Genomic DNA, 21617 nt, shown 5'->3' on the forward strand with positions numbered 1-21617 from the left:
CGATAAGTGCGCGAAACGCGGGGGTGGGCGCAGGAATTTCTACGACAAGTGCGCAAAACGCGAGTCAGGCGCCGAGGGCGAAGGCGACGAGAAAGCCGAGGGCCGTGGACAGCCCGACCCACCAACCACCCTCGCGGTAGGCCTCGGGCATGAGCGAATCGGCGAGCACCGCGATGGTCGCGCCGCCCGCGAAGGCCTGGATGACGGCGATGTCGCCGTCGGAGATGTTGTCGGAGATCGCATTCGCGCCGATCACCACCAGCACGAGAACGGCCGCGGTGATCGACCACACCCCGAACGCCCGACGCGAATCGAACCCGGGTTGCTTACGCATCGACGCCGCGCCCGCGACGGATTCGGGGACGTTGCCGACCGCGACTGCCACCAGCAGCACCACTCCCCCACCCTCCATGAGCGAGACACCGAGCGCGGTGTTCTCGGGGATGCCGTCGAGCAGCGCGCCGAGCATCAACGCCCAGCCGAGCGCCGCGGGTCCGAGTTTGTTCTCCACGAGATGGTCGGCCACGACGTACACCAACGCACCGGCCAGCAACGCCGTGCCGGCGATCCACACCCCCTCGATCGCGAACGCGGGTGCGAACAGTTCCGACGACACCGCCGCCACCATCGTGCCCGCGCCGAACGCCATGAGCGCGGCCAACAGCGGCCTCGGGAGGTTGTAGCGCAGCCCGATCCACGCACCGAACAACAACGGCAGAGCCGTTCCCAGACCGTACAGCGCGGCTGTCAGCATCGATCGATCGTAATGAGCGCCGAACCCGATGGGCGACAATCGACGCATGGCATGGCTCGAAGTCCTGCGCGCCGGCGCACGCACCACCGTCCAGGACCGCGGCCGGCCCGGGCACGCCGCCCTCGGCGTCGGGACCTCCGGCGCCGCCGACGTCGTCGCCCACGACGGCGCGAACCGGCTCGTCGGCAACGATCCCGGTGCCGCGACCCTCGAGGCGACGCTCGGCGGCCTACGGGTGCGCGTGCACGGGGCCACCACCGTCGCCGTCACCGGCGCGCCCACTCCGATCACCGTGAACGGCAAAACCCGACCGCTCTACTCGACGCTGCATCTGCGGGACGGCGACGAGATCGCGCTCGGGATCGCGACCACCGGACTGCGCGCCTACCTCGCGGTGCGTGGCGGCATCGACGTCGCCCCCGTCCTCGGCAGCCGCGCGACCGACACCCTGTCCGGGATCGGCCCGGCGCCCGTCCGGGACGGGGACCGTCTGCCCGTCGGCGAGCCCCGAGGCGAGTTGCCCGCCGAGGACCTCATCCCGCCGCCCGCACCGGCCGCCGACCCCGTCGAACTGCGCGTCCGGATGGGGCCGCGCGAAAACTGGTTCACGCCGGCCTCGCACGCAGCGCTGGTGCAGCGGCTGTGGACGGTCGGCACGGACACCGACCGGGTCGGGGCCCGCCTGGACGGCCCGGGCCCGCTGCACCGCGCCCACCACGGCGAACTGCCCAGCGAGGGCATGGTCGCCGGTGCGCTGCAGGTGCCGCCGAACGGGATGCCGGTGCTCTTCCTCGCCGACCACCCGGTGACCGGCGGGTACCCGGTGATCGCCGTGGTCCTCGAAGACGACATCCCGGCCGCAGCTCAGCTGCGACCGGGATGTCGGATCAGGTTCCGGAGGGTGCTGTGAGAATCAGCCCCGCCGCTGGCGCGCGATCTCGGAGAGCACGACGCCCGCCGCGACGGACGCGTTGAGCGACTCGACGTCGCCGGCCATCGGGATGCTGAGGATCGAGTCGCAGGTCTCGCGGACCAGACGCGAGAGGCCCTTGCCCTCGGAGCCGACGACGATGACGACGGGGCCGGTGCCCTGGTAGGTGTCGAGGCTCGTGTCGCCGCCCGCGTCGAGGCCGACGACCTGGACACCCTTCGCCTGCCAATCCTTCAGCGTACGAGTCAGATTCGTTGCACGAGCGACGGGCAGCCGAGCGGCGGCACCGGCACTGGTGCGCCATGCGACCGCCGTGACACTGGCGCTGCGACGCTGCGGGATGACGACGCCGTGGCCACCGAACGCGGCCACCGAACGCACCACCGCACCGAGGTTGCGCGGATCGGTGATGTTGTCGAGCGCCACCAGCAGCGCGGGCTCCTGACGGGTGCGGGCCGCGGTGAGCAGATCGTCCGGATGCGCGTACTTGTACGGCGGCACCTGCAGGCCGATGCCCTGGTGCAGTCCGTTGGCGCTCATGCGGTCCAGGTCGGTGCGCGGAACCTCGAGGATCGAGATGCCCGCGTCGGCCGCGCGCTGCACGGACTCCTTCAGGCGGTCGTCGGACTCGGCGCCCACCGCGACGTACAGCGCGGTCGCCGGCACACCGGCACGCAGGCACTCGACGACCGGGTTACGGCCGAGCACCATCTCCGGACCGTCCTCGGTCTTGCGGGTGACCGGTCCACGACCGCCGGGGCGGCCGCCACCGGAACGCCCACCACCGGTCGAGCGCTGCTCCGCGGCCTTGGCCGCGGCCCGGGCGCGCTTCGCGGCGGGATGCTTGGTGCGCTCCTCGGCGGGGGGCGTCGCGCCACGGCCCGCGAGACCCCGGCGGTGCTTGCCACCGGATCCGCTGACCTGGCCCTTCTTGGTGCCTTCCTTGCGGACCGCGCCGCGCCTGCTCGAATTACCAGCCATCACTGTCCCGATTCGTTAGAAGCTTGCTCGAGCGACCACTCAGGTCCACTCGGAGTGTCGGTCACGGCGATACCCGCCGCAGCCAACCGGTCGCGAACCTCGTCGGCAACCGCCCAGTTCTTGTCGGCCCGCGCCTGCTGGCGCCGGTCGAGTTCGGCCTGCACCAGCACGTCGAGCGCGCCCATTGCCGCCGTGTTGTCCGACGCGGCGGTCCACTGCTCGTCCAGCGGATCCACCCCCAGGATTCCGAGCATCGCCCGGACCTGTCCCGCGAGCGCCCGTGCACCGTCGGAGTCCCCGGACTCGAGCGCGATGTTGCCCTCGCGCACCCGACCGTGGATTTCCGCAAGCGCCGCGGGCACGTTGAGATCGTCATCGAGAGCGGCAGCGAACTCCTCGGTCCACTTGCCGACCTGAACGTCGCCGGCCCGCTCGACCGTGCGCAGCACGAACGACTCGCATCGCCGGTATCCGGCTGCGGCCTCCTGCAGCGCCTCCTCGGAGTACTCGAGCATCGACCGGTAGTGGGCGCTGCCGAGGTAGTACCGAAGTTCCTGCGGGCGAACGAGTTTGAGCACATTCGGCACCGAGAGCACGTTGCCGAGCGACTTCGACATCTTCTCGCCCGACTTGGTGACCCAGCCGTTGTGCAGCCAGTACTGCGCGAAGTCGTCGCCGGCGCACTTGGCCTGCGCGATCTCGTTCTCGTGATGCGGGAAAACCAGATCCAGTCCGCCGCAATGAATGTCGAATGCCTGGCCGAGGTAGAACACGGCCATCGCGGAGCACTCGAGGTGCCAGCCCGGGCGACCCGGGCCCCACGGGGTGGGCCACGACGGCTCGCCCGGCTTCGCGGCCTTCCACAGCGTGAAGTCCCGCGGATCCCGCTTGCCCGCACCGACGCTCTCGCCCTGGTGGACGTCGTCGAGCTTGTGCCCGGACAGCCGCCCGTACTCGGGGAAACTCCGGACGTCGAAGTAGACGTCGCCGGCGGACGCGTACGCGTGGCCGTTGTCGATGAGCCGCTGCATCATGTCGACCATCTGCGTGACGTGACCGGTCGCGCGCGGCTCCACCGAGGGCGGCAGCACACCGAGCTGCTGGTACGCCCAGTCGAACGAACGCTCGAACGTCGCGGCCCACTCCCACCACGGGCGGCCCGCCTCGGCGGCCTTGTTCAGGATCTTGTCGTCGATGTCGGTGACGTTCCGCACGAACGCGACGTCGTAGTCGTGCGCGAGCAGCCAGCGGCGCAGCACGTCGAACGCGACGCCGCTGCGGACGTGGCCGATGTGGGGTTCGCCCTGGACGGTGGCGCCACACAGGTACACCGAGGCATGTCCGGGGGTCAGCGGGACGAAGTCACGCGGAGCCCGTGTCACGGTGTCGTATAGGCGCAGGGTCACGACGAGCGATTCTACCGGGCGCTATCAGCGGGGATGATCAGCGCGGTCGCCACTGCGGCGATGCCCTCACCGCGGCCGGTGAGCCCGAGCCCGTCGGTGGTCGTCGCCGACACCGAGACCGGCGCGCCGAGGACGTCACCGAGCACCCGCTGGGCCTCCTCGCGGCGCGGACCGATCTTCGGCCGATTGCCGATGACCTGCACGGACGCGTTGCCGACGGTGTAGCCGGCGTCGCCCAGCAGACGCCGAACCTCTGTGAGCATTCGCACGCCGGACACCCCGTCCCACTCGGGTCGCCCGGTGCCGAACACCGAGCCGAGATCGCCGAGACCAGCCGCCGACAGGAGCGCGTCACACAGGGCGTGGGCCGCGACGTCGCCGTCCGAGTGCCCGGCGCAGCCGTCGGCGTCCTCGAACAGCAGCCCTGCCATCCAGCACGGACGGCCCTTCTCGATCGGATGGACATCGGTGCCGATTCCGACTCGCACGCTCTCGAGCTCCTTACTCGGATCCGGCCTGCCCGAGCAGTACCCGGGCCAGCGCGAGATCCCACGGTGTCGTGATCTTGAATGCTTCGGGTTCGCCGACGATGGTGCGAACCTGCTCCCCGAGCCGCTCGACGAGTCCGGCGTCGTCCGTCGCGTCGCCGTTGACGTCCTGGTACGCGCGACGCAGGAGGTTGGCGTCGAAGCCTTGCGGGGTCTGTACCGCCCGCAGCTCCGAACGCGGCGGAGTACCCGTCACCGTGCCCAGCACGTCGACGGTCTTGATGGTGTCGCTCACCGGCAGCACCGGTACGACGGCGGTACGCCCGGCCTGCAGTTCCGCGACCACGCGGGCGATCAGCGACGGCGGGGTCAGTGCCCGCGCGGCGTCGTGCACCAGCACCAGACCCGCATCGGGCGCCGCGGCGAGGCCCGCCCGGACCGAATCCGCGCGCTCCTCACCGCCGACGACGACGAGAACCCCGTCGGGCAGGTCTGCCCGAGCAGCCTCGACGAGCTCGTCCGGCACGATCACGACGACCGTGTCGACGACGCCCGAACCGAGGAGCCCGTCGACGGCGCGGCGCAGCATGCTGCGCCCGCCGAGTTCGACGAACGCCTTCGGTACGGGCTCACCCAGCCGGACTCCACGTCCGGCCGCAGGGACCAGTGCGACGACCGGTCCCCTGTTGTCACTCACTGTCAGGACGCTGCGGCCAGGACCTCGTCGAGGATGATCTCGGCCTTGGCGTCGTCGGTACCTTCCGCCAGGGCCAGCTCACCCACGAGGATCTGACGCGCCTTGGCCAGCATCCGCTTCTCGCCGGCCGACAGGCCGCGATCCTGCTCACGCCGCCACAGGTCACGCACGACCTCGGCCACCTTGTTCACGTCACCCGAGGCCAGCTTCTCCAGGTTCGCCTTGTAGCGGCGAGACCAGTTCGTCGGCTCCTCGGTGTGCGGCGCACGAAGCACCTGGAACACCTTGTCGAGACCCTCCTGGCCGACCACGTCACGCACGCCCACGTACTCGGCGTTCTCCGCGGGAACGCGGACGGTGAGATCACCCTGCGCGACCTTCAGAACGAGGTATTCCTTCTGTTCACCCTTGATGGTGCGGGTTTCGATCGCCTCGATCAACGCCGCTCCGTGATGGGGGTATACGACGGTGTCTCCGACCTTGAAAATCATCTGTCCCGTGCCCCTTTCGATCTTTCGAGTTTAACACGTGACCAAACGATCGTCCCATCAACAGCGCAGGTCAGGGGCGTCGTTACCTGATCTTAGGGCTTGACAGAGTGCTCCAACCGTGCATTTCGACCCCCCTCGACGGCCCCTCCCGAGGACCCCCGGCGCCCCCTCCCGAGCGCCCCCACGGATGCCCGATCCTGTACTCCGCCAACCGTTGCGCGTCCGACACGACCTCGTAACGAGTACCCAGCGTGCGGCGCCTCGAGGCTGACTACTACTCTGCCTAGTGGATTGTGAACCTGACCCATGGAGGACAACCCGTGACTGCTCTCACTGCGTCGCCGACTCGCCGAGTCATGGCGGCCGTTGCTCTCGCCGCCGGCGCGACGCTCTTGCTGTCCGCGTGCGGGGCGGGTCAGATCTCGCAGACCGCGACCCAGGTCGCTGCCATCAACGGCAACCAGGCCACGAGCGGCGACATCGCGCTGCGCAACGTGCACGTCGTCTACCCGAACTCCGAGGAGTACAGCATCGAGCCCGGCGGCGACGCCCAGCTCGCCTTCAGCGCTGTCAACCTCAGCGAGTCGAAGACGGACCGTCTGAAGGACATCAAGACGGACTTCGCCGGCTCGGTGAAGATCGACGAGAAGGACGGCACCCTCGAGATCAAGCCGCAGTCGGCCCTCGGCGCCGGCAACCCGGACGTCTCGGTGCCCGAGCAGGCTCCCGAGCACCTCAGCCTGATCGACGTCACCCTGGTGGACATCCGTGAGGGCGTCCGCCCGGGCCTGACCTTCCCGGTCATCTTCACGTTCGAGAAGGCCGGCGACATCGTCGTCCAGGTCCCGGTCGACGCCGGCCCGACGACCGAGCGCCACGAGTCGGAGAAGTCTCCCGACGTGGCCGAGGGTCATCACTGATCCACAGCACTCGAGGAAGGCCCGGGCGACACTGTCGCCCGGGCCTTCCTGTCTGTGGCAGCCACTAGGATTCCCGCGTGGCCAAACCCAAGTCCAGCTTCAGGTGTTCGTCGTGCCAGCACACGGTGGCCAAGTGGGTCGGCCGCTGCCCCGAGTGCGGGACCTGGGGTTCGATGGACGAGGCCCCGGTCCTGGCCGCGGTGGCATCCCGCCCCGGCGCCTCCCTGGCCCGCGCCGGCGCGGCCGCACTGCTCCCGTCCACCCCCGCGACGCCCATCACCCAGATCGACGGCACGATCACGCGAGCCAAGGCGACCGGCGTCGACGAACTCGACCGTGTTCTCGGCGGGGGCGTCGTGCCCGGATCGGTGGTCCTGCTGGCCGGTGAACCCGGCGTCGGCAAGTCGACTCTGCTGCTCGAGGTCGTGCACAAGTGGGCGACCCGCAGCGCCGACGACCGCTCCCTGTACGTCACCGGCGAGGAATCGGCGGGACAGGTGCGCCTGCGCGCGGACCGCACCGGCGCCGTGCACGAACGGGTGTACCTCGCCGCGGAGTCCGATCTCGCGACGGTCCTCGGGCACGTCGAGCAGGTCCGGCCCACACTGCTGATCGTCGACTCGGTGCAGACCATGCTCGCCGCGGACGTCGACGGCGTCGTCGGCGGCGTCACCCAGGTGCGGGCGATCACGAGCGCGCTGACGTCGCTCGCCAAGGCCAGCGGGGTGCCGGTGCTGCTGATCGGTCACGTCACCAAGGACGGCGCGGTCGCCGGGCCGCGATCGCTCGAGCACCTGGTCGACGTCGTCCTGCACTTCGAGGGCGACAAGCACTCGAGCCTGCGCATGATCCGCGGCATCAAGAACCGGTTCGGAGCGGCCGACGAGGTGGGCTGCTTCGAGCTGCGCGAGGACGGCATCGTCGGCGTCAGCGACCCGTCCGGGCTGTTCCTGCACCACCGGACGGACGAGGTGCCCGGCACCGCCGTCACCGTCACGATGGACGGCAAGCGGCCGCTGCTCGGCGAGGTGCAGGCGCTCGTGGCGCCCACCCAGAACCCGTCGCCGCGTCGGGCCGTGAGCGGCCTCGACTCGGCGCGCGTGTCGATGGTGCTGGCCGTCCTCGAGCGACGGCACTCGATCAAGCTCTCCGACAAGGAGGTCTACGCCGCGACGGTCGGCGGCATGCGGATGACGGACCCGGCCTGCGACCTCGCGCTCGCGATCGCGGTCGCGTCGGGCCACAAGGACCGCCCGATCCCGGCCGGAACCGTCGTCCTGGGTGAGGTCGGCCTGGCCGGCGAGGTCCGCAGGGTGAGCGGGGTCGCCCGCCGGGTCGCCGAGGCCGCGCGCCTGGGATTCACGCGCGCGGTGGTCCCGGTCGACTCCGGCGAACTACCCAAGGGCATCCGCGCGATCGAGGTCGCGAACGTCGGAGATGCCTTGCGGGCGTTGAGTCTTCGCTGAGCGTCAGACCGCGGAGGTGCCGAACGGCGACGACGGCTCGCCGTCGACGAAGGCCGCGGTGGGCGCGAAGTGCTCCGGATTGACGGTGAGGAACAGTCCCCGCGACGTCGCGACCGGGGTGTTCGGATCGGCTCCCGGTCCCTCGACGATGAACGCCTCGGACGTCGTGTACGCCTTGCGGCGGACGGTGCCCTCGATCCGCGCACGGAACTCGAGAACCGAGCTGAGCGGGATCGGCCGGGCGAAGTCGATCTCGAGGTGCGCCGTGACGACGGGGCCGCCGAGCACCATGCACGCCATGCCCTGGACCTCGTCGAATGCGGTCGACAGAATGCCGCCGTGGATCACACCCGGGCCACCCTGGTAGCGGTTGGCCACCTCGAGCCGGCCGGTGACGGTGAGGTTCTCACCCGCCTGGAAGGTCATCGCCATACCGGCGGGCTGATCGTCGCCGCAGCCGAAGCACTTGGACCAGTGCTGCGGGAGCGGTTCCCCGGGAGCGGGGTACCAGTCCGGCACCTCCGGAAGAACGAGGTCATCGGGCAAGGTCCAAGTACTGCTCACAACTAGGTAATGTAGATGCGGCCCGACCGCGGCCCGTATGCGGCACGGCAAGATGTGACGTCGACCGCACCTGGGGGGAATCGCGATGAACGATGTGCCGGCGTCGACGGTTGCGCGCGACACCCGCGAAACCCTCGCCCGTCTCGCTCCCGGAACGGCCCTGCGCGACGGCCTCGAACGGATCCTGCGCGGACGCACCGGCGCGCTGATCGTGCTCGGCTACGACGACCAGGTCGAGGAACTCTGCGACGGCGGCTTCGAAATCGACATCGACTTCGTGCCCACCAGGCTGCGCGAGCTCTCGAAGATGGACGGCGCCGTCGTGCTGTCCACCGACGGCACCCGCATCCTGCGCGCCAACGTGCAGCTGGTCCCGGACCACCGGATCCCCACCGTCGAGTCCGGCACGCGGCACCGCGCGGCCGAGCGCACGGCGATCCAGACCGGATACCCGGTGGTGTCGGTGAGCCAGTCGATGAGCATCGTCAGCGTGTACGTCGGCGGGATCCGGCACGTCATCAACGCGTCGGAGACGATCCTCTCGCGCGCGAACCAGGCCGTCGCGACGCTCGAGCGGTACAAGTCCCGTCTCGACGAGGTCACCCGGCAGCTGTCGGTGGTCGAGATCGAGGACTTCGTGACGCTGCGCGACGCGCTGACCGTGGTCCAGCGGCTCGAGATGGTGCGCCGCGTCTCGGTCGAGATCGAGCAGGACGTCCTCGAACTGGGCACCGACGGCAGGCAGCTCGCGCTGCAGCTCGAGGAACTCGTCGGCGACAACGACGCCGTGCGGCAGCTCATGGTCCGCGACTACCTGGCGGGCACCGAGCCCGCCTCGACGACGGCGGTGGACAGCACCCTCGCTGCGCTGGACAAGCTCACCGACGTGGACCTGCTCGACCTCACGACGCTCGCCCGCGCGTTCGGTTACCCGGGCACGATCGAGGCCCTCGACGCGCCGATGAGCCCCCGCGGCTACCGCGTGCTCACCCGGGTGCCGCGCCTGCAGTTCATGCAGATCCATCGTCTCGTCAGCTCGTTCGGGACGCTGCAGGGACTGCTGGCCGCCACGGCCGCGGACCTGCAGTCGGTGGACGGCATCGGCGGCCTGTGGGCCCGGCACATCCGGGAGGGCCTGTCCCGGCTCGCGGAGGCGTCGATCAACGGGCCGTACGACTAGAGCCCGACCGATCGCCGTCAGCTCAGGCGATGTTGAACGGCTCCGGGTTGCTCTTCAGGGAACCCAGCTGCCCGACCACGGTGTAACCGCCGGGCGCCACCGCCTCGCGCGGCGCGGTGCAACCGGGCGCCGAGGTCTTCGCCGACCACTTGACGGTGAACCGCGCCTGCCCGCCGGGCTCCAGCGTCCGGATCTCCGGCGTCGAGGACGGGAAGCAGTCGACGTTGGACCACAGGCGATTCGCGCCGTCGAGCGAGTAGACGAGCACCTGCTGCAGTCCCGACCCGAGGTCGCGCTCGCACGCGTTGGTACCGATGTTCGTGATGGCGATCGTGAAGCCCGGCTCGTCGCCCGCCTTGTACTGCGGCTGGTCCGGAGTCACCTTGAGCGCGAGCGACTGGTCGGCGCAGTCCTTCGACGGGTTGACCGCCGTGGTGCTGCTCGACGCCGTCGTCGTGGAGGACGAATCGGCGCTCGAGGTTTCCGACTGGTCCGCGGACGCCGACGTCGTGGGCGCCTCGCTCGAGTCCGTCAACTCGGACGTGCCGGCGGCGGCGGCCGACTCGGAGTCGTCGCCACCACCGATGGACAGGGCGATCCAGACGATCAGCACGAGCACAACGACGGCGGCGCCGATGGCCAGCGCCCGCCGACGCACGTAGATCTCCCGGGGCAACGGTCCGTTCGGTTCAAGCACGAGTCAACCGTAATTGCCCCCGCCCGGTCCCCGCCTCAGCAGCCCCGGCGTGTCGCTCCACCGGGGCTGCCGGACCGTGTATTAGAGGGCGTCCTTCACCACTCCGGCGAGGTCCCGAAACGCGAACAACCCCCGGAGCAGACGAGCTGATCCGGGGGTTGTCTCGACGGAAGTGTCAGTCGACGGATTCGCCGACGTCGCCGACGACGCTCTGCAGCTTGATGTCGCCCTCGGCGAGCTTGTAGGTGACGCCGACGATGGCGCACTTGCCGGCCTCGACGGCCTCGGAGATGATCCGCGACCGCTGCATCAGCAGCGACCCGGTCTCGACGACGTGGCGGCCCTCGAGCTCGTCGACGGTGGTCAGGCCCTCGCGGCGGCCCATCAGGATCGACGGCGAGACGCGCTCGACGACGTCCCGGATGAAGCCGGCGGGGATGGCACCGTTGTCGAGGGCGTCGAGGGTGGCCTTGACGGCACCGCAGCTGTCGTGACCGAACACGACTACCAGCGGGACGCCCAGGACCGCGACGGCGTACTCGATCGAGCCGAGGACGGCGCTGTCGATCACGTGACCGGCGGTGCGGACGACGAACGTGTCACCGAGCCCCTGGTCGAAGATGATCTCGGCGGCGACACGGGAGTCGCCACAGCCGAAGATCACGGCAGTCGGATGCTGGGCGTCGACCAACTTCGCACGGTCGGCAATACCCTGGCTCGGATGCAGCGGGGTACCGCTGACGAAACGCTCGTTACCCTGCTTGAGGGCTTTCCAAGCGGAGATCGGGTTGGAATTGGGCATGGGGCAATTGTGCACCCTCTGCCGCCTGCCGTCTCGGTTGGACCGATGACGAATGCCCGCGTGGTGAACGGAGAAGGGTGAGAGATTCGGTGTCATCGGCCTCGGTGGACAGTGCAGCACTGCTTCGGTGGTACGACGAACAGGCCCGGGATCTGCCGTGGCGACGTGACGGCGTCACCGCGTGGCACATCCTCATGAGCGAGATCATGCTGCAGCAGACGCCGGTGGTCCGCGTCGCCCCGATCTGGGAGGAGTGGGTACGCCGGTGGCCGGTGCCGTCGCTGATGGCGGCGTCGAGCCAGGCCGACGTCCTGCGCGCGTGGGGCAAACTCGGGTACCCACGACGGGCGCTGCGCCTGCACGAGTGCGCCGGGGTACTCGCGGGCGAGCACGGCGACGTGGTTCCGACCGACGTCGACGTGCTGTTGAGCCTGCCCGGGATCGGCGACTACACCGCCCGCGCGGTCGCGTGCTTCGCTTACGGACAGCGGGTTCCGGTGGTGGACACCAATGTTCGACGCGTCGTCGCCCGCGCCGTGCACGGCCGGGCGGATCAGGGCAACCCGTCGGCCAAGCGCGACATGGCCGACGTGGACGCGCTGCTGCCCCGCACCCGCGACCGCGCCGCCCGGTTCTCCGCCGCGCTGATGGAACTCGGCGCGACGGTGTGCACCGCCCGCACTCCGGACTGCGACGCCTGCCCACTGCCGCGCTGCGCGTGGGTGGAGGCCGGGCGCCCCGCATACACGGGAGAGCCCCGCAAGGTGCAGAAGTTCGCCGGCACCGACCGTCAGGTCCGCGGAAAACTGATGGACGTGCTGCGCGGCACCGCGCACCCTGTCGAACGCGCGCAACTCGATCTGGTGTGGCTCAGCGATCCGGGACAGCGCGACCGCGCGCTGCACTCCCTGCTCGTGGACGGGCTGATCGAGCAGACCGAGGACGGACTGTTCGCGCTGGCCGGCGAGGGCAGTCGCTGACCGCTGTCAGCCGAGCGAGTTCAGGAACTCCTCGACGGCGTCCCGATACCGCTCGGGCTGATCGTCGTGGACGAGGTGGCCCGCCTGAGCCACCCACACATACCGGGCGTCGTGGCCCTCGAGCATGCGGCGCATCTGCCCCTCGGGCGTGATCGTGAACTCGCCCTCGATGAGCAGCGAGGGGACGCGGACGGCGTCCCACTGCGTCCAGAAGTCGCGGGTGCCCCACTCCTCCGAGATGTCCCGGAACGTCTCGACACTGCCGTGCAGGTACCAGCCGTCGGGGCGCCGGTCGAACGAGTCGAGGAAGTAGCGACCCGCGACCTCGCCGAAGTACTCGAGCACCGACTCCTCGGTGGGGAACGGCTGCGGCCACGCGGAAACCATTGCCGCCCAATCCTGTGCGGTGCGCCCGCGGAAGTCCGGGGCCATGTCCTCGAGGACCAGGGCGCGGACCCGATCGGGATGCGCGGCCGCGAAACACCACGCATGCAGCGCGCCCATCGAGTGCCCGATCACGGTGAGCGGCTCGTCCAGCCCGTCGAGATCACCGAGGGCGCGGGCGAGGTCCTCGACGAACAGTTCCGTCGTCGGGGCGCCGTCGATCGGACGTCCGTGCCCGGCCGCGTCGAACGTGTAGACGTGACCGTGCTCGCGCAGCCACGACACGTGCCGCGACCACGTCCGCGAACTACCCATCAGCCCGTGCAGGAGCAGTATCGGCCGCCCCGTCCCACCCTCGTCGTGCAACACGGGTCCGACGGTAGCCGAACCCTCGCCGACCGGGGGAGAACACGCGCGCGCCCGGAGTACCCTCGCGTGCATGGCAGTCGTGAAGATCAATGCAATCGAGGTCCCCGAGGGCGCCGGCCCCGAGCTGGAGAAGCGGTTCGCCAACCGCGCCCACGCGGTCGAGAACTCCCCCGGCTTCCTCGGGTTCCAGCTCCTGCGGCCGACCAAGGGCGACAACCGCTACTTCGTGGTGACGCAGTGGGAGTCGGACGAGGCGTTCCAGGCGTGGGCGAGCGGCCCGGCCCGCGAGGCGCACGCCGGCGAGCGCGCGAAGCCCGTCGCGACCGGCGCCTCGCTGCTCGAGTTCGAGGTGGTCCTCGACGTGGCGGCGAAGCCCGAATCCTGATCCACCCCATCCGATTCGACCGCAGACAGCGCCGATACCGGACATTTCGGTCACGGTGTCGATCATCCCGATTGACACCGTGACCTGCGGGGTGCCACAGTTCGCTCGACAGAGCGATGGGTCGACGGTAATCCGGTGTCATTCCGGAGCGGTCGCGCCACTGTGATCGAGGGTCCACCCTCGAGAGCCAGACACCTCGGCCATCGCATGGACCTAGCGGGACGCGAAATCCCAGGAGGCACCGATGGCAATCGCCTATTCACCCGACAAGTCGGCCGAGTCGGCCACTGTCGCACTCATCGCGGCGGCAGTCGTACTGCTCGCCATGCTCGCGCTCTACCTGGTCGGGTTCGACCAGGGCGCAATCTCCCGCAGTGGCATGTACATGCACGAACTGATGCATGACGGTCGGCACCTGCTGGGTCTGCCGTGCCATTGAAGACACTGACGACGATCACCGAAAGCCTCAAGACTCTTCTGCTGCGCGGACTGCTGGCCGGCCTGATCGCCGGTCTGCTGGGCGGCGTGGTCGCCTTCGCGCTGGGTGAACCCCATGTGCAGGCCGCGATCGAGATCGAGGAGTCCGCCGGCGCACCGGACCACCACGCGGGCGAGGCCGCCCCGAACGATCACGGGACGGAAGCGGCTGAGCCGGAAGGCCACTCACACGGCGACGACGCCCTCGTCAGCCGTACCGGGCAACGCTTCGGCCTGTTCCTCGCGACGACGCTCGCCGGCCTGGCGCTGGGAGCGATCTTCGCGGTAGTCGTGCACTACGCACGCCGGTTCACCACGATGGCGGGCACCCCCCTCGCCATCGTGGTGGCTGGATCCGCTTGGCTTGCAATCGAAGCCGTGCCGTTCTTCAAGTACCCCGCCAACCCGCCGGCGGTCGGCGACCCGGACACGATCAACGAGCGGACCCTGTTGTGGCTCGCATCGGTGGCCCTGGGCCTGCTCGCCGTCGCGGCGGCCGTGTACGTGGGGCGCCTGCTGAAGAATCAGGACCTGGTGACCGTCCGGATGATCGGACAGATCGCCGCGTTCCTCGCGGTGGTCACGGTCGGCTACCTTGCGCTGCCCGGAATCAACGAGGTGGGCGAGGACTTCCCCGCCACCCTGCTGTGGCAGTTCCGCGTCTCGTCGCTCGCGACCCAGGCAGCGCTGTGGCTGGCGCTCGGTCTCGCGTTCGCATTCCTGACCGAACGCGCCGCCCGGCGCGCGATCCGTTAGCTCAGACCGCGCACGAATCGTCGGTGCAGCCCTCGGCATTCCCGCCGGGGGCTGCACCGCTGTCCGCACCTTCGGCGTCGGCGTCCTCGACCGCGCGGCGCAACAGCTCCGCGAAGACGTCCTGCGGCTGCGCCCCCGACACCGCGAGGCGTCGGTTCGCTACGAAGAACGGCACCCCCGACACCCCCAGCTGCCCGGCCGCCGCGAGATCCGCGCGCACCAGGTCGGCGCCGGCATCACCGTCGAGTGCCGCGGCCGCCTCGTCGGCGTCCATCCCGACGCTCGCCGCGACCTCGACCAGCACGGCGCGGTCGTCGATCACCTTCCCGTCGGTGAAGTGGGCGCGGAACAGCGCCTCCAGCAGCGCGTCCCGCCGCGGCCCCGCCAGGTGCAGCAGCCGGTGCGCGTCGAACGTGTTGGCGGCGATCACGGTGTCGAAGTCCATCGCCAGCCCGTCGGCCGCCGCCGTCGCGGCGACGTGCTGAAACATCTGCCGGACCTGGTCGGCAGGCATGCCCTTGTGCTCGACCAGTGCCTCGAGCTCGCCGCGGCGCGCACCCACCGGGGTGTCCGGTGCGAGCTGGTACGACCGCCACACCACAGACACCCGGTCCCGGTTCGGGAACCGGTCCAGCGCCTCGGTGAAGCGGCGCTTCCCGATGTAGCACCACGGGCAGGCGATGTCCGACCACACCTCGATCAGGGCGGTCGGCGCGGCGGACTCGGATTCGGCGGTCACTGCGCCGACATTGGTCTCGATGGTCACGAGGCATTCGAACACACGGCGGACGCGTCTTGTTCCGCGCCCGCCGCCGGACCGGTCAGCCTCGCTCGAGCTCCTGCCGCAGGACGCGCTTGAGGACCTTCCCGGTACTGCTGCGCGGCAACCCCGCGGGCCCCTTCGCGATGACGAGGCGCTGCGGCGTCTCGCCCGGATCGATGCCGCGATCCTCGAGGAGTCGCGCGATCTCCTCGAGGCTGATGGTGGCGCCGGGCCGGCACGCCACGACCGCGACCACCTGCTCACCCAACCGACCGTCGGGGCACCCGACCACCGCCACATCCGAGACGGCCGGATGCTCGGCGATCAGCGCCTCGAGATCGACGGATCCGATTCGCACCCCGCCCCGCCGGATGATGTCCGACGCCCGGTCGACGAACCGCAGGTAGGCATCCTCGGGACCATCGATCACGAACAGGTCGCCGGTCATCAGGAAACCGTCCGCGTCGAACGGGTCGCGGTCACGCGCGGGATTGAGGTAGCCGGCGAACACCGTCGGCCCCTTGACGCGCAGTTCACCCAGCACGCCGGGCTCGGTGATCTCGGCACCGGTCTGCCGATCCACCAACTTCAGCACGGTTCCGCGCCCGTCGCCCGAGCGCGGGTAGAGCAGCGAGTGCGGCCGCTCCACCGAACGCGCCGACGGGTCGGACCGGAGGCTCACACCCTCGATGGTGCCGAAGAAGTTCACCAGTTCGACGCCGTGCCGCTCCCGCCACCGCCCGACCGTCTCCGGGGTCAGATGCCCCGCCCCCACACCGACGCGGGTGAGTGTGGACAGGTCGACGGCCTGCCCTTCCTGGAGTTCGACCGCCGCCAGCATCGACGGGCGTCCGGCGGTGTACGTGACCTTCTCCTCCGCGATCTGCCGCAGGAACACGTCCAACCGGAACGGCTGGTGCTGCACCAGGACACATCCGGTCGCCAGCCACGGCAGCATCGTCCCGACGATCCCCGCCGCGGTCATCATCGGGAACGGATTGAGGATCACGTCGTCGGCAGTGAGGTCGGCCGCCTCGACGACGCCGCGCGCGTGGGCGAGGGACTCGCAGTGGGCGTGCGGCACGCCCTTGGGCCGGCCCTCGGTGCCGGAGGTCCAGCAGATCGCGATGCAGTCGTCGGCCGCGGGACTGCCGGTCGCGACGTGCGCCGCGACCTCGGCCGCGTCCGCGGCGGTCGCGACGCCGTGGCCGATCCGGACGACACCGTCCGGGACGCCGACGCCGTACGCGAGCACCGTCCGCAGCGTCGGAATCTGCGCTCGTACCGAAACCACCCGTTCGGCAACGCGATTGGACCCGATCCTCGATGCGGTGACGAAGGCGCTCACACACGACTCGTTGCAGACCTCGACGATCTCGGGTTCCGTCGAGTGGATGGCGAGCAGGGAGACTATCGTGCCGATCCGCCAGGCGGCCAGGACGACGACGATCTGCTCGATCGTGTTGGGCAGCTGCACCCCGATCACCTCGCCGGCGCCGACCCCGGACCGCAGCAGGGTCGCCGCGAGCCGGTCGACCTCCCGGTCCAGCTCCGCCCAGGTGATCCGGCCGGGAACCCCGTCCACGTAGTCGGCCTTGTCCACCGGGTCCACGACGGCGAGCTGGGTACCCCGTTCGCGCACCCTGTCGCTCAGTAACTGCTGGACGGTGTCCGAGGTCCAGACACCGGACTTGGTGTACTCGTCGATGCGGATCTGAGGGTGAATCTTCAGGCTCCCCATGTGCCCTCCCTTGTCTCGCGATCCGACGTCCCCGACAGCCGTCACTCCACTGGATGTGTGATCTAGGTCACTAGATGTATCACGGTCCGGTTACTTGCGCGAGTTGCAATCCATCCGATAGGGCACGACCTGCGGAAATCAGACGAACGCCTCGTTCGGGAGCCGCGTCGACGGCACGATCACACCCCGACGCGGGCGTATTCATCAAGACGGCGAACAGGTTTTCGAGCGGAGTGTCCAGGTCAGACGACCAGGCCCGCCCGATAGGCATGCAGGGCGGCTTCGACGCGGTTCCGGACGCCGAGCTTCTCGAAGATCGCCGACACGTGCGACTTCACCGTCGTCTCTCCCAGGAAGAGCCGGCGACCGATGTCCGCGTTGGATTCCCCCTCCGCCAGAACGGTGAGGACTTCACGCTCGCGTTCGGTGAGACGGCTCAGATCGGCGCCGTCCACCCGCGTCACACCACCCGAGCGGACGCCCTCGGAAACGATGCGCCGCAAGGCTTCCGGACTGAACAGCGTGTGACCGGACGCCACCACGCGCACCGACTGGTGGAACGTGAGCGGCGACTCGTCCTTACTCAGGAAGCTGTGCGCGCCGGCCGCGACCGCCTGCACGACGAGGTCGTCGACATCCATCGCGGTCATCGCGATGACCTTCGGCGGCGACTCCAGTTCCATCAGGCTGCGGGTGGCATCGAGGCCGCCCGTCCGGCGCATCTTCAGATCCATCAACACCACGTGCGGCCGCAGCGACGCGACAGCGGCCGGAACCTCGTCGCCGTCGCTCACGCACCCCACCACCACGATGTCCCGTGCAGGCTCGAGAATGTCTGCTACCCCCCGTCGAACGAACGGATCGTCATCGACGATCAGAACGGTGATTCCCCCAAGGTCTTCCATAGTGCCGACAGATTAGCCGCCTACACCGACAAAACCGGCCGGTCAGGCGGTCCACGGCACCCAGCAACGCACGACGAACTCCGCACCCAGGCGCCCCGCCTCGAGAGACCCGCCGATCTCCTGCGCCTGCTCCGCCAGCCCCCGCAGCCCTGTCCGCGACCCGACACCGACTCCGTTGACACTGTGGCTCAACGGGTTCCGTACCAGGATCTGGATTCCACGCTCGGGCGCACCGTCCAGCGAGATCGCGACGACCTGATCCGACGCATGCTTCTGAGCGTTCGTCAGCGACTCCCGCACCACGCGGAAGCACACATGCCCCGACAGCACGCCGACGTCACCCGGCGCGAGGTCGGTGGACAGGGTGCAGTGCATCCCCGCGGCACGGGCCGCCTGGACCAGCTGGGGCACGGCGTCGATCCCCTGGTGTCGTGCCGAGTCCTGAGGAGCACCGGTGCCGCGGAGGACCCCCACGATGCTCTTGAGGTCGTCGAGCGACTCGTGCGCGGTAGCCCGGATCTGCGCCGCCGAGTTGACAACCTTCTCCGGGTTGCCGGCGGCATTGACCTGCAGCGCACCCGCGAACAACGAGATGCGGCTCAGGCCGGCGGCCAGGGTGTCGTGCATGTCGCGCGCGATGCGGGTGCGTTCTTCCGCCCGGATCATCTCGTCGCGCATCACGTCGCTCCGTTCCGTTGCCTCGTCCCGCACCTGCTCTGCCTCCACCAGCGCGCTACGCGTCTGGAGCACCGTCGCCGATGCCAGCACCAGGCCGACGAGGACGGCCGCCACCAGTAACGGGATCCACGCGGCCACCACGTACTGGTGTATTGGGCTGCCGTCCGCGGGCTTCTCCGACGCGATGGTGAGGACGGAGTAGTCGCGCAGGCGGTGCGCGTCCCACAGGAGCGACACCGCGCACGCCAACCAGACCGCGACCGCCGCACCGGCCAACCGGTATCCCCGGGCGACGCGAGCGACCGCGAAGAGCGCGACAAGGGCTGCGGTGGCGTCGGTCTCGAACGCGATCGGACCGACGAGCGCGACCGTCAGCACGAGCCACGGACGTTCGTGCCGCCACACCAGCGCCGCCGCGGCGACGAGATTGAGGAGGAGTCCGATTCCGTGGTTCCAGGCCGGCGTGTTCGCGGATGTCGACGCGAGCCCCACCGTCAGAAGCGAACAGAACGCGCTGAACGCGACCGCGAGCACGGTCCAGATTCGACGCCGGATCCTCACGGCGCTCTCGGAATTCACGAGGAGGACGGTACTCACCTTCCCCGACATCGCGGCATCCGACGGACGACGGATGTCGCGACCCGAACAGGTACGAAATGAGGAGGCGGTTCCTCCTCGGGGAGGGAGACATCGGGGGCGCTGCTGCGATGTGCTCGAAACAGATCAACGGTGCGCCGCCGCCCGGCGGCGTGCCACGAACATCGAAAGGAAGCTCGGTGAGCGCTCCGCAGCAGTTTCCCCACCAGCCGCAGCCCGGGTACGCACCCCCGGAAGCCCCCAAGAAGAACTGGTTCGGCCGGCACAAGGTGCTGACCGGATTCGGCGTGGTCGTCGTGGCGATCATCGCGATCGTGGCCGCGACCGGCGGATCCGGAGACGGACCCACGCAGGAGGCACGCGAGGCCGGCGCCGCCGTCGAGCAACCGTCCGATGCCCGGATCGGAATGCCCGTCCGCGACGGCAAGTTCGAGTTCGTAGTACACGGCGTGGAAGCCGGGGTTCCCACCGTCGGGACCAACGAGTACCTCACCGAGAAGGCCCAGGGACAGTTCGTCCTGGTGCGGATGACCGTTCGCAACATCGGTGACCGCGAACAGACCTTCACCACCTCCGCGCAGAAGCTGGTCGACGCGCAGGGCCGGCAGTATTCGGTGGACGACATGGCCACCTTCACCCTCGACCAGGGTCTGTCGTTCGAACAGATCAATCCTGGCAACTCCGTGGACGCCACGATCGTGTTCGACGTACCGTCCGGAATCGTCCCCGCAGTGCTCGAACTGCACGATTCAGTCTTCTCGGGCGGTGAATCGGTTCTGCTGCAGTAGTTGTCGGGAAGCACCGCGCACGGCGGGGTTCGGCGTCGAGGGGTCGCCGAGCCCCGCCGTTGTCGGGTTGTGGACCCAGCGTGCCCTCGAACGGCCCGGCCGATTGCGATACGCGCACGACGGCCCACCGATGTCCGGTCCGTCCCCACGGTTGTGTGATGGGCACAACTGCCCGCTGACGCCGAACCCCCGCGTGTAGCGTCGGGGTTGGCTTCCAATCGACGGGGAGCAGGCCACTCGTCCGCCGATCGGATCGCTGCCGCCCAAGGCTGTTCGCCGCCCCGGTTCCTGGGTCCGCTGCGCCGCTCGCGCGGTTCGGCTTCGGCGCCAGGCACGTCCTCCGACCCGGCTCTCCGGGGCGCACCCCAGGAGGAACCATGACTCTCGTCCACAGTCCAAACAGGGCAATCGAATCGCTCGGCATCGCGCTCGTCGCGGTCGGCGTCGTGCTCCTCGCCCTGCTCACCCTCTACCTCGTCGGATTCGACCAGGGCGCGATCTCCCGGACCGGGATGTACATGCACGAACTGATGCACGACGGTCGCCACCTCCTGGGGCTCCCATGCCACTAGCGGGGTCGCTGGGGAGCCTGCTGCTGCGCGGCCTCCTCGCAGGGCTGATCGCCGGCCTGCTGACCGGCGCGGTCGCCTTCGCGCTCGGTGAACCACACGTCGCCGCGGCCATCGCGATCGAGGAATCGGCACCCGCGGCCGACGACGCTGGATCACACGATCACGACGCCGGAACGGCGGCACACTCACACGACGACGACGCACTCGTCTCGAGGGACGGGCAACGCGCCGGATTGTTCCTGGCGACCACCCTCGCGGGGATCGCGATCGGAGCGATCTTCGGCGTCGTGGCGCACTATGCGCGACGGTTCACCACACTGACGGGTCCACTGCTGGCGCTGTGCCTGGCCGGGGGCGGATGGCTCGCCGTCGAGGCGGTGCCGTTCTTCAAGTACCCGGCGAATCCACCTGCAGTGGGCGACCCGGACACGATCAACCAGCGGACCTGGCTGTGGCTGGCAGCACTCGTGCTCGGACTGTTCGCGGTCTGCACGGCGGTGTATGTCGCGAAGATCCTTGTCTCACAGAAGTACTGGACGGTCCGGATCGGCGCCTCGGTCCTGACGTTCCTGGCGATCGTGACCGTGGGCTATCTGCTGCTGCCGACCGTGAACGAGGTCGGGGAAGACTTCCCCGCCACGCTGCTGTGGGAGTTCCGGATCTCGTCGCTCGCGACACAGGCGACGCTGTGGCTCGGCCTCGGACTGGTGTTCGCCTTCCTCACCGAACGGGCCCAGCGCACAGCGCAACCCGAGCGGATCACTCCCGGCACCGTGCACGACCAGACAATCACCGGGACAGCGCGACCGTAGGAGGAGCACTGGCGAGGATTCGGAACACCCGGA

The 21617-nt window shown here is 69.5% G+C and carries 25 protein-coding genes; 11 read left to right on the forward strand and 14 right to left on the reverse strand.

Annotated elements, in window-relative coordinates; all coding sequences use genetic code 11:
• Nucleotides 1-64 precede the first annotated feature (64 nt).
• Nucleotides 65-754: a ZIP family metal transporter gene (locus tag LCL87_RS22620; RefSeq protein ID WP_225023693.1), complete on the reverse strand. Its 690-nt coding sequence runs from the start codon at nucleotides 752-754 to the stop codon at nucleotides 65-67.
• A 46-nt stretch (nucleotides 755-800) separates the two neighbouring features.
• Between LCL87_RS22620 and LCL87_RS22625 the strand changes: the two genes are divergently transcribed.
• Nucleotides 801-1664, forward strand: a complete 864-nt coding sequence (locus LCL87_RS22625; protein ID WP_225023694.1) for a 5-oxoprolinase subunit C family protein — start codon at nucleotides 801-803, stop codon at nucleotides 1662-1664.
• 3 nt (nucleotides 1665-1667) lie between these two features.
• Here LCL87_RS22625 and rlmB read toward each other — a convergent pair whose 3' ends face one another.
• Genes rlmB through carD form a run of 5 tightly spaced genes read right to left on the reverse strand, consistent with a single transcriptional unit; the run spans nucleotide 1668 to nucleotide 5748 of the window.
• Nucleotides 1668-2666: a 23S rRNA (guanosine(2251)-2'-O)-methyltransferase RlmB gene (gene rlmB / locus LCL87_RS22630; protein WP_225023695.1), complete on the reverse strand. Its 999-nt coding sequence runs from the start codon at nucleotides 2664-2666 to the stop codon at nucleotides 1668-1670.
• Nucleotides 2666-4072 (reverse strand): cysteine--tRNA ligase, encoded by a 1407-nt coding sequence (gene cysS / locus LCL87_RS22635; RefSeq protein WP_225023696.1) that lies wholly within the window; start codon nucleotides 4070-4072, stop codon nucleotides 2666-2668. Before cysS ends, rlmB begins: the two co-directional genes overlap by 1 nt.
• Before the next feature lie 11 nt (nucleotides 4073-4083).
• Nucleotides 4084-4560 (reverse strand): 2-C-methyl-D-erythritol 2,4-cyclodiphosphate synthase, encoded by a 477-nt coding sequence (gene ispF / locus LCL87_RS22640; protein WP_225023697.1) that lies wholly within the window; start codon nucleotides 4558-4560, stop codon nucleotides 4084-4086.
• A gap of 13 nt (nucleotides 4561-4573) precedes the next feature.
• The gene (ispD, locus tag LCL87_RS22645; RefSeq protein ID WP_225023698.1) at nucleotides 4574-5257 is read right to left on the reverse strand and encodes a 2-C-methyl-D-erythritol 4-phosphate cytidylyltransferase; all 684 of its coding nucleotides are present in this window, start codon (nucleotides 5255-5257) and stop codon (nucleotides 4574-4576) included.
• Nucleotides 5258-5259: 2 nt separating this feature from the next.
• On the reverse strand, nucleotides 5260-5748 hold the full coding sequence (gene carD, locus LCL87_RS22650; protein ID WP_005515676.1) for an RNA polymerase-binding transcription factor CarD: 489 nt from the start codon (nucleotides 5746-5748) through the stop codon (nucleotides 5260-5262).
• 320 nt (nucleotides 5749-6068) lie between these two features.
• Between carD and LCL87_RS22655 the strand changes: the two genes are divergently transcribed.
• Nucleotides 6069-6668, forward strand: coding sequence for a copper chaperone PCu(A)C domain-containing protein (locus tag LCL87_RS22655; RefSeq protein WP_225023699.1), 600 nt, complete (start codon nucleotides 6069-6071; stop codon nucleotides 6666-6668).
• Nucleotides 6669-6745: 77 nt separating this feature from the next.
• A complete protein-coding gene (gene radA, locus LCL87_RS22660) occupies nucleotides 6746-8134 on the forward strand; it encodes a DNA repair protein RadA (protein WP_225023700.1) in 1389 nt (462 codons plus the stop codon).
• Nucleotides 8135-8137: 3 nt separating this feature from the next.
• On the opposite strand, the gene LCL87_RS22665 is transcribed toward radA, so the two are convergent.
• Nucleotides 8138-8698, reverse strand: coding sequence for a PaaI family thioesterase (locus LCL87_RS22665; RefSeq protein ID WP_225023701.1), 561 nt, complete (start codon nucleotides 8696-8698; stop codon nucleotides 8138-8140).
• A gap of 85 nt (nucleotides 8699-8783) precedes the next feature.
• Here LCL87_RS22665 and disA point away from each other — a divergent pair, with 85 nt between their 5' ends.
• A complete protein-coding gene (gene disA / locus LCL87_RS22670) occupies nucleotides 8784-9878 on the forward strand; it encodes a DNA integrity scanning diadenylate cyclase DisA (protein ID WP_225023702.1) in 1095 nt (364 codons plus the stop codon).
• A 22-nt stretch (nucleotides 9879-9900) separates the two neighbouring features.
• On the opposite strand, the gene LCL87_RS22675 is transcribed toward disA, so the two are convergent.
• Nucleotides 9901-10575, reverse strand: coding sequence for a hypothetical protein (locus LCL87_RS22675; protein ID WP_225023703.1), 675 nt, complete (start codon nucleotides 10573-10575; stop codon nucleotides 9901-9903).
• Between the two features lie 175 nt (nucleotides 10576-10750).
• Nucleotides 10751-11377, reverse strand: coding sequence for a carbonic anhydrase (locus LCL87_RS22680; RefSeq protein ID WP_225023704.1), 627 nt, complete (start codon nucleotides 11375-11377; stop codon nucleotides 10751-10753).
• An 89-nt stretch (nucleotides 11378-11466) separates the two neighbouring features.
• On the opposite strand from LCL87_RS22680, the gene LCL87_RS22685 reads away from it, so the two are divergent.
• Entirely contained in the window at nucleotides 11467-12357 is an 891-nt protein-coding gene (locus LCL87_RS22685) for an HhH-GPD family protein (protein WP_510850841.1), read from the forward strand.
• A gap of 6 nt (nucleotides 12358-12363) precedes the next feature.
• Here the strand turns inward: LCL87_RS22685 and LCL87_RS22690 are convergent, their stop codons facing one another.
• A complete protein-coding gene (locus tag LCL87_RS22690; RefSeq protein WP_225023706.1) occupies nucleotides 12364-13110 on the reverse strand; it encodes an alpha/beta fold hydrolase in 747 nt (248 codons plus the stop codon).
• Between the two features lie 70 nt (nucleotides 13111-13180).
• Here LCL87_RS22690 and mhuD point away from each other — a divergent pair, with 70 nt between their 5' ends.
• The 3 genes from mhuD to LCL87_RS22705 all read left to right on the forward strand — a co-directional run bounded on the left by mhuD (nucleotide 13181) and on the right by LCL87_RS22705 (nucleotide 14728).
• Nucleotides 13181-13495 (forward strand): mycobilin-forming heme oxygenase MhuD, encoded by a 315-nt coding sequence (mhuD, locus tag LCL87_RS22695; RefSeq protein WP_225023707.1) that lies wholly within the window; start codon nucleotides 13181-13183, stop codon nucleotides 13493-13495.
• A 244-nt stretch (nucleotides 13496-13739) separates the two neighbouring features.
• Entirely contained in the window at nucleotides 13740-13934 is a 195-nt protein-coding gene (locus tag LCL87_RS22700) for a CbtB domain-containing protein (protein ID WP_225023708.1), read from the forward strand.
• Nucleotides 13925-14728, forward strand: coding sequence for a CbtA family protein (locus LCL87_RS22705; protein ID WP_225023709.1), 804 nt, complete (start codon nucleotides 13925-13927; stop codon nucleotides 14726-14728). Before LCL87_RS22700 ends, LCL87_RS22705 begins: the two co-directional genes overlap by 10 nt.
• Nucleotide 14729: 1 nt before the next feature.
• On the opposite strand, the gene LCL87_RS22710 is transcribed toward LCL87_RS22705, so the two are convergent.
• From LCL87_RS22710 to LCL87_RS22725, 4 genes are all read right to left on the reverse strand, one after another.
• Complete coding sequence (locus LCL87_RS22710) at nucleotides 14730-15488, reverse strand: DsbA family oxidoreductase (protein ID WP_225023777.1); 759 nt, start codon at nucleotides 15486-15488, stop codon at nucleotides 14730-14732.
• A gap of 61 nt (nucleotides 15489-15549) precedes the next feature.
• Nucleotides 15550-17232, reverse strand: coding sequence for a class I adenylate-forming enzyme family protein (locus LCL87_RS22715; protein WP_225023710.1), 1683 nt, complete (start codon nucleotides 17230-17232; stop codon nucleotides 15550-15552).
• A gap of 242 nt (nucleotides 17233-17474) precedes the next feature.
• Nucleotides 17475-18137: a response regulator transcription factor gene (locus LCL87_RS22720; RefSeq protein ID WP_225023711.1), complete on the reverse strand. Its 663-nt coding sequence runs from the start codon at nucleotides 18135-18137 to the stop codon at nucleotides 17475-17477.
• Between the two features lie 42 nt (nucleotides 18138-18179).
• Nucleotides 18180-19394 (reverse strand): sensor histidine kinase, encoded by a 1215-nt coding sequence (locus tag LCL87_RS22725; RefSeq protein ID WP_510850842.1) that lies wholly within the window; start codon nucleotides 19392-19394, stop codon nucleotides 18180-18182.
• A gap of 197 nt (nucleotides 19395-19591) precedes the next feature.
• Here LCL87_RS22725 and LCL87_RS26005 point away from each other — a divergent pair, with 197 nt between their 5' ends.
• The 3 genes from LCL87_RS26005 (at nucleotide 19592) to LCL87_RS22740 (ending at nucleotide 21584) form a co-directional block, all read left to right on the forward strand.
• On the forward strand, nucleotides 19592-20200 hold the full coding sequence (locus LCL87_RS26005) for a DUF4352 domain-containing protein (protein ID WP_225023713.1): 609 nt from the start codon (nucleotides 19592-19594) through the stop codon (nucleotides 20198-20200).
• A 377-nt stretch (nucleotides 20201-20577) separates the two neighbouring features.
• Entirely contained in the window at nucleotides 20578-20772 is a 195-nt protein-coding gene (locus tag LCL87_RS22735; protein ID WP_107984711.1) for a CbtB domain-containing protein, read from the forward strand.
• Nucleotides 20763-21584 carry a CbtA family protein gene (locus LCL87_RS22740; RefSeq protein WP_225023714.1) on the forward strand — a complete coding sequence of 274 codons (822 nt, stop codon included), beginning with the start codon at nucleotides 20763-20765 and terminating at the stop codon, nucleotides 21582-21584. Before LCL87_RS22735 ends, LCL87_RS22740 begins: the two co-directional genes overlap by 10 nt.
• Nucleotides 21585-21617 lie beyond the last annotated feature (33 nt).

Origin of the sequence: Prescottella equi (assembly GCF_020171745.1) — a bacterium.
GTDB lineage: Bacteria > Actinomycetota > Actinomycetes > Mycobacteriales > Mycobacteriaceae > Prescottella > Prescottella equi_A.

Coding starts and splice junctions, on each gene's coding strand:
- LCL87_RS22715 (WP_225023710.1), bottom strand. CDS start 17,232: ATGGGGAGCCTGAAGATTCACCCTCAGATCCGCATCGACGAGTACACC.
- LCL87_RS22700 (WP_225023708.1), top strand. CDS start 13,740: ATGGCAATCGCCTATTCACCCGACAAGTCGGCCGAGTCGGCCACTGTC.
- carD (WP_005515676.1), bottom strand. CDS start 5,748: ATGATTTTCAAGGTCGGAGACACCGTCGTATACCCCCATCACGGAGCG.
- LCL87_RS22740 (WP_225023714.1), top strand. CDS start 20,763: ATGCCACTAGCGGGGTCGCTGGGGAGCCTGCTGCTGCGCGGCCTCCTC.
- LCL87_RS22680 (WP_225023704.1), bottom strand. CDS start 11,377: ATGCCCAATTCCAACCCGATCTCCGCTTGGAAAGCCCTCAAGCAGGGT.
- LCL87_RS22720 (WP_225023711.1), bottom strand. CDS start 18,137: ATGGAAGACCTTGGGGGAATCACCGTTCTGATCGTCGATGACGATCCG.
- rlmB (WP_225023695.1), bottom strand. CDS start 2,666: ATGGCTGGTAATTCGAGCAGGCGCGGCGCGGTCCGCAAGGAAGGCACC.
- LCL87_RS22620 (WP_225023693.1), bottom strand. CDS start 754: ATGCTGACAGCCGCGCTGTACGGTCTGGGAACGGCTCTGCCGTTGTTG.
- LCL87_RS22625 (WP_225023694.1), top strand. CDS start 801: ATGGCATGGCTCGAAGTCCTGCGCGCCGGCGCACGCACCACCGTCCAG.
- disA (WP_225023702.1), top strand. CDS start 8,784: ATGAACGATGTGCCGGCGTCGACGGTTGCGCGCGACACCCGCGAAACC.
- mhuD (WP_225023707.1), top strand. CDS start 13,181: ATGGCAGTCGTGAAGATCAATGCAATCGAGGTCCCCGAGGGCGCCGGC.
- LCL87_RS22735 (WP_107984711.1), top strand. CDS start 20,578: ATGACTCTCGTCCACAGTCCAAACAGGGCAATCGAATCGCTCGGCATC.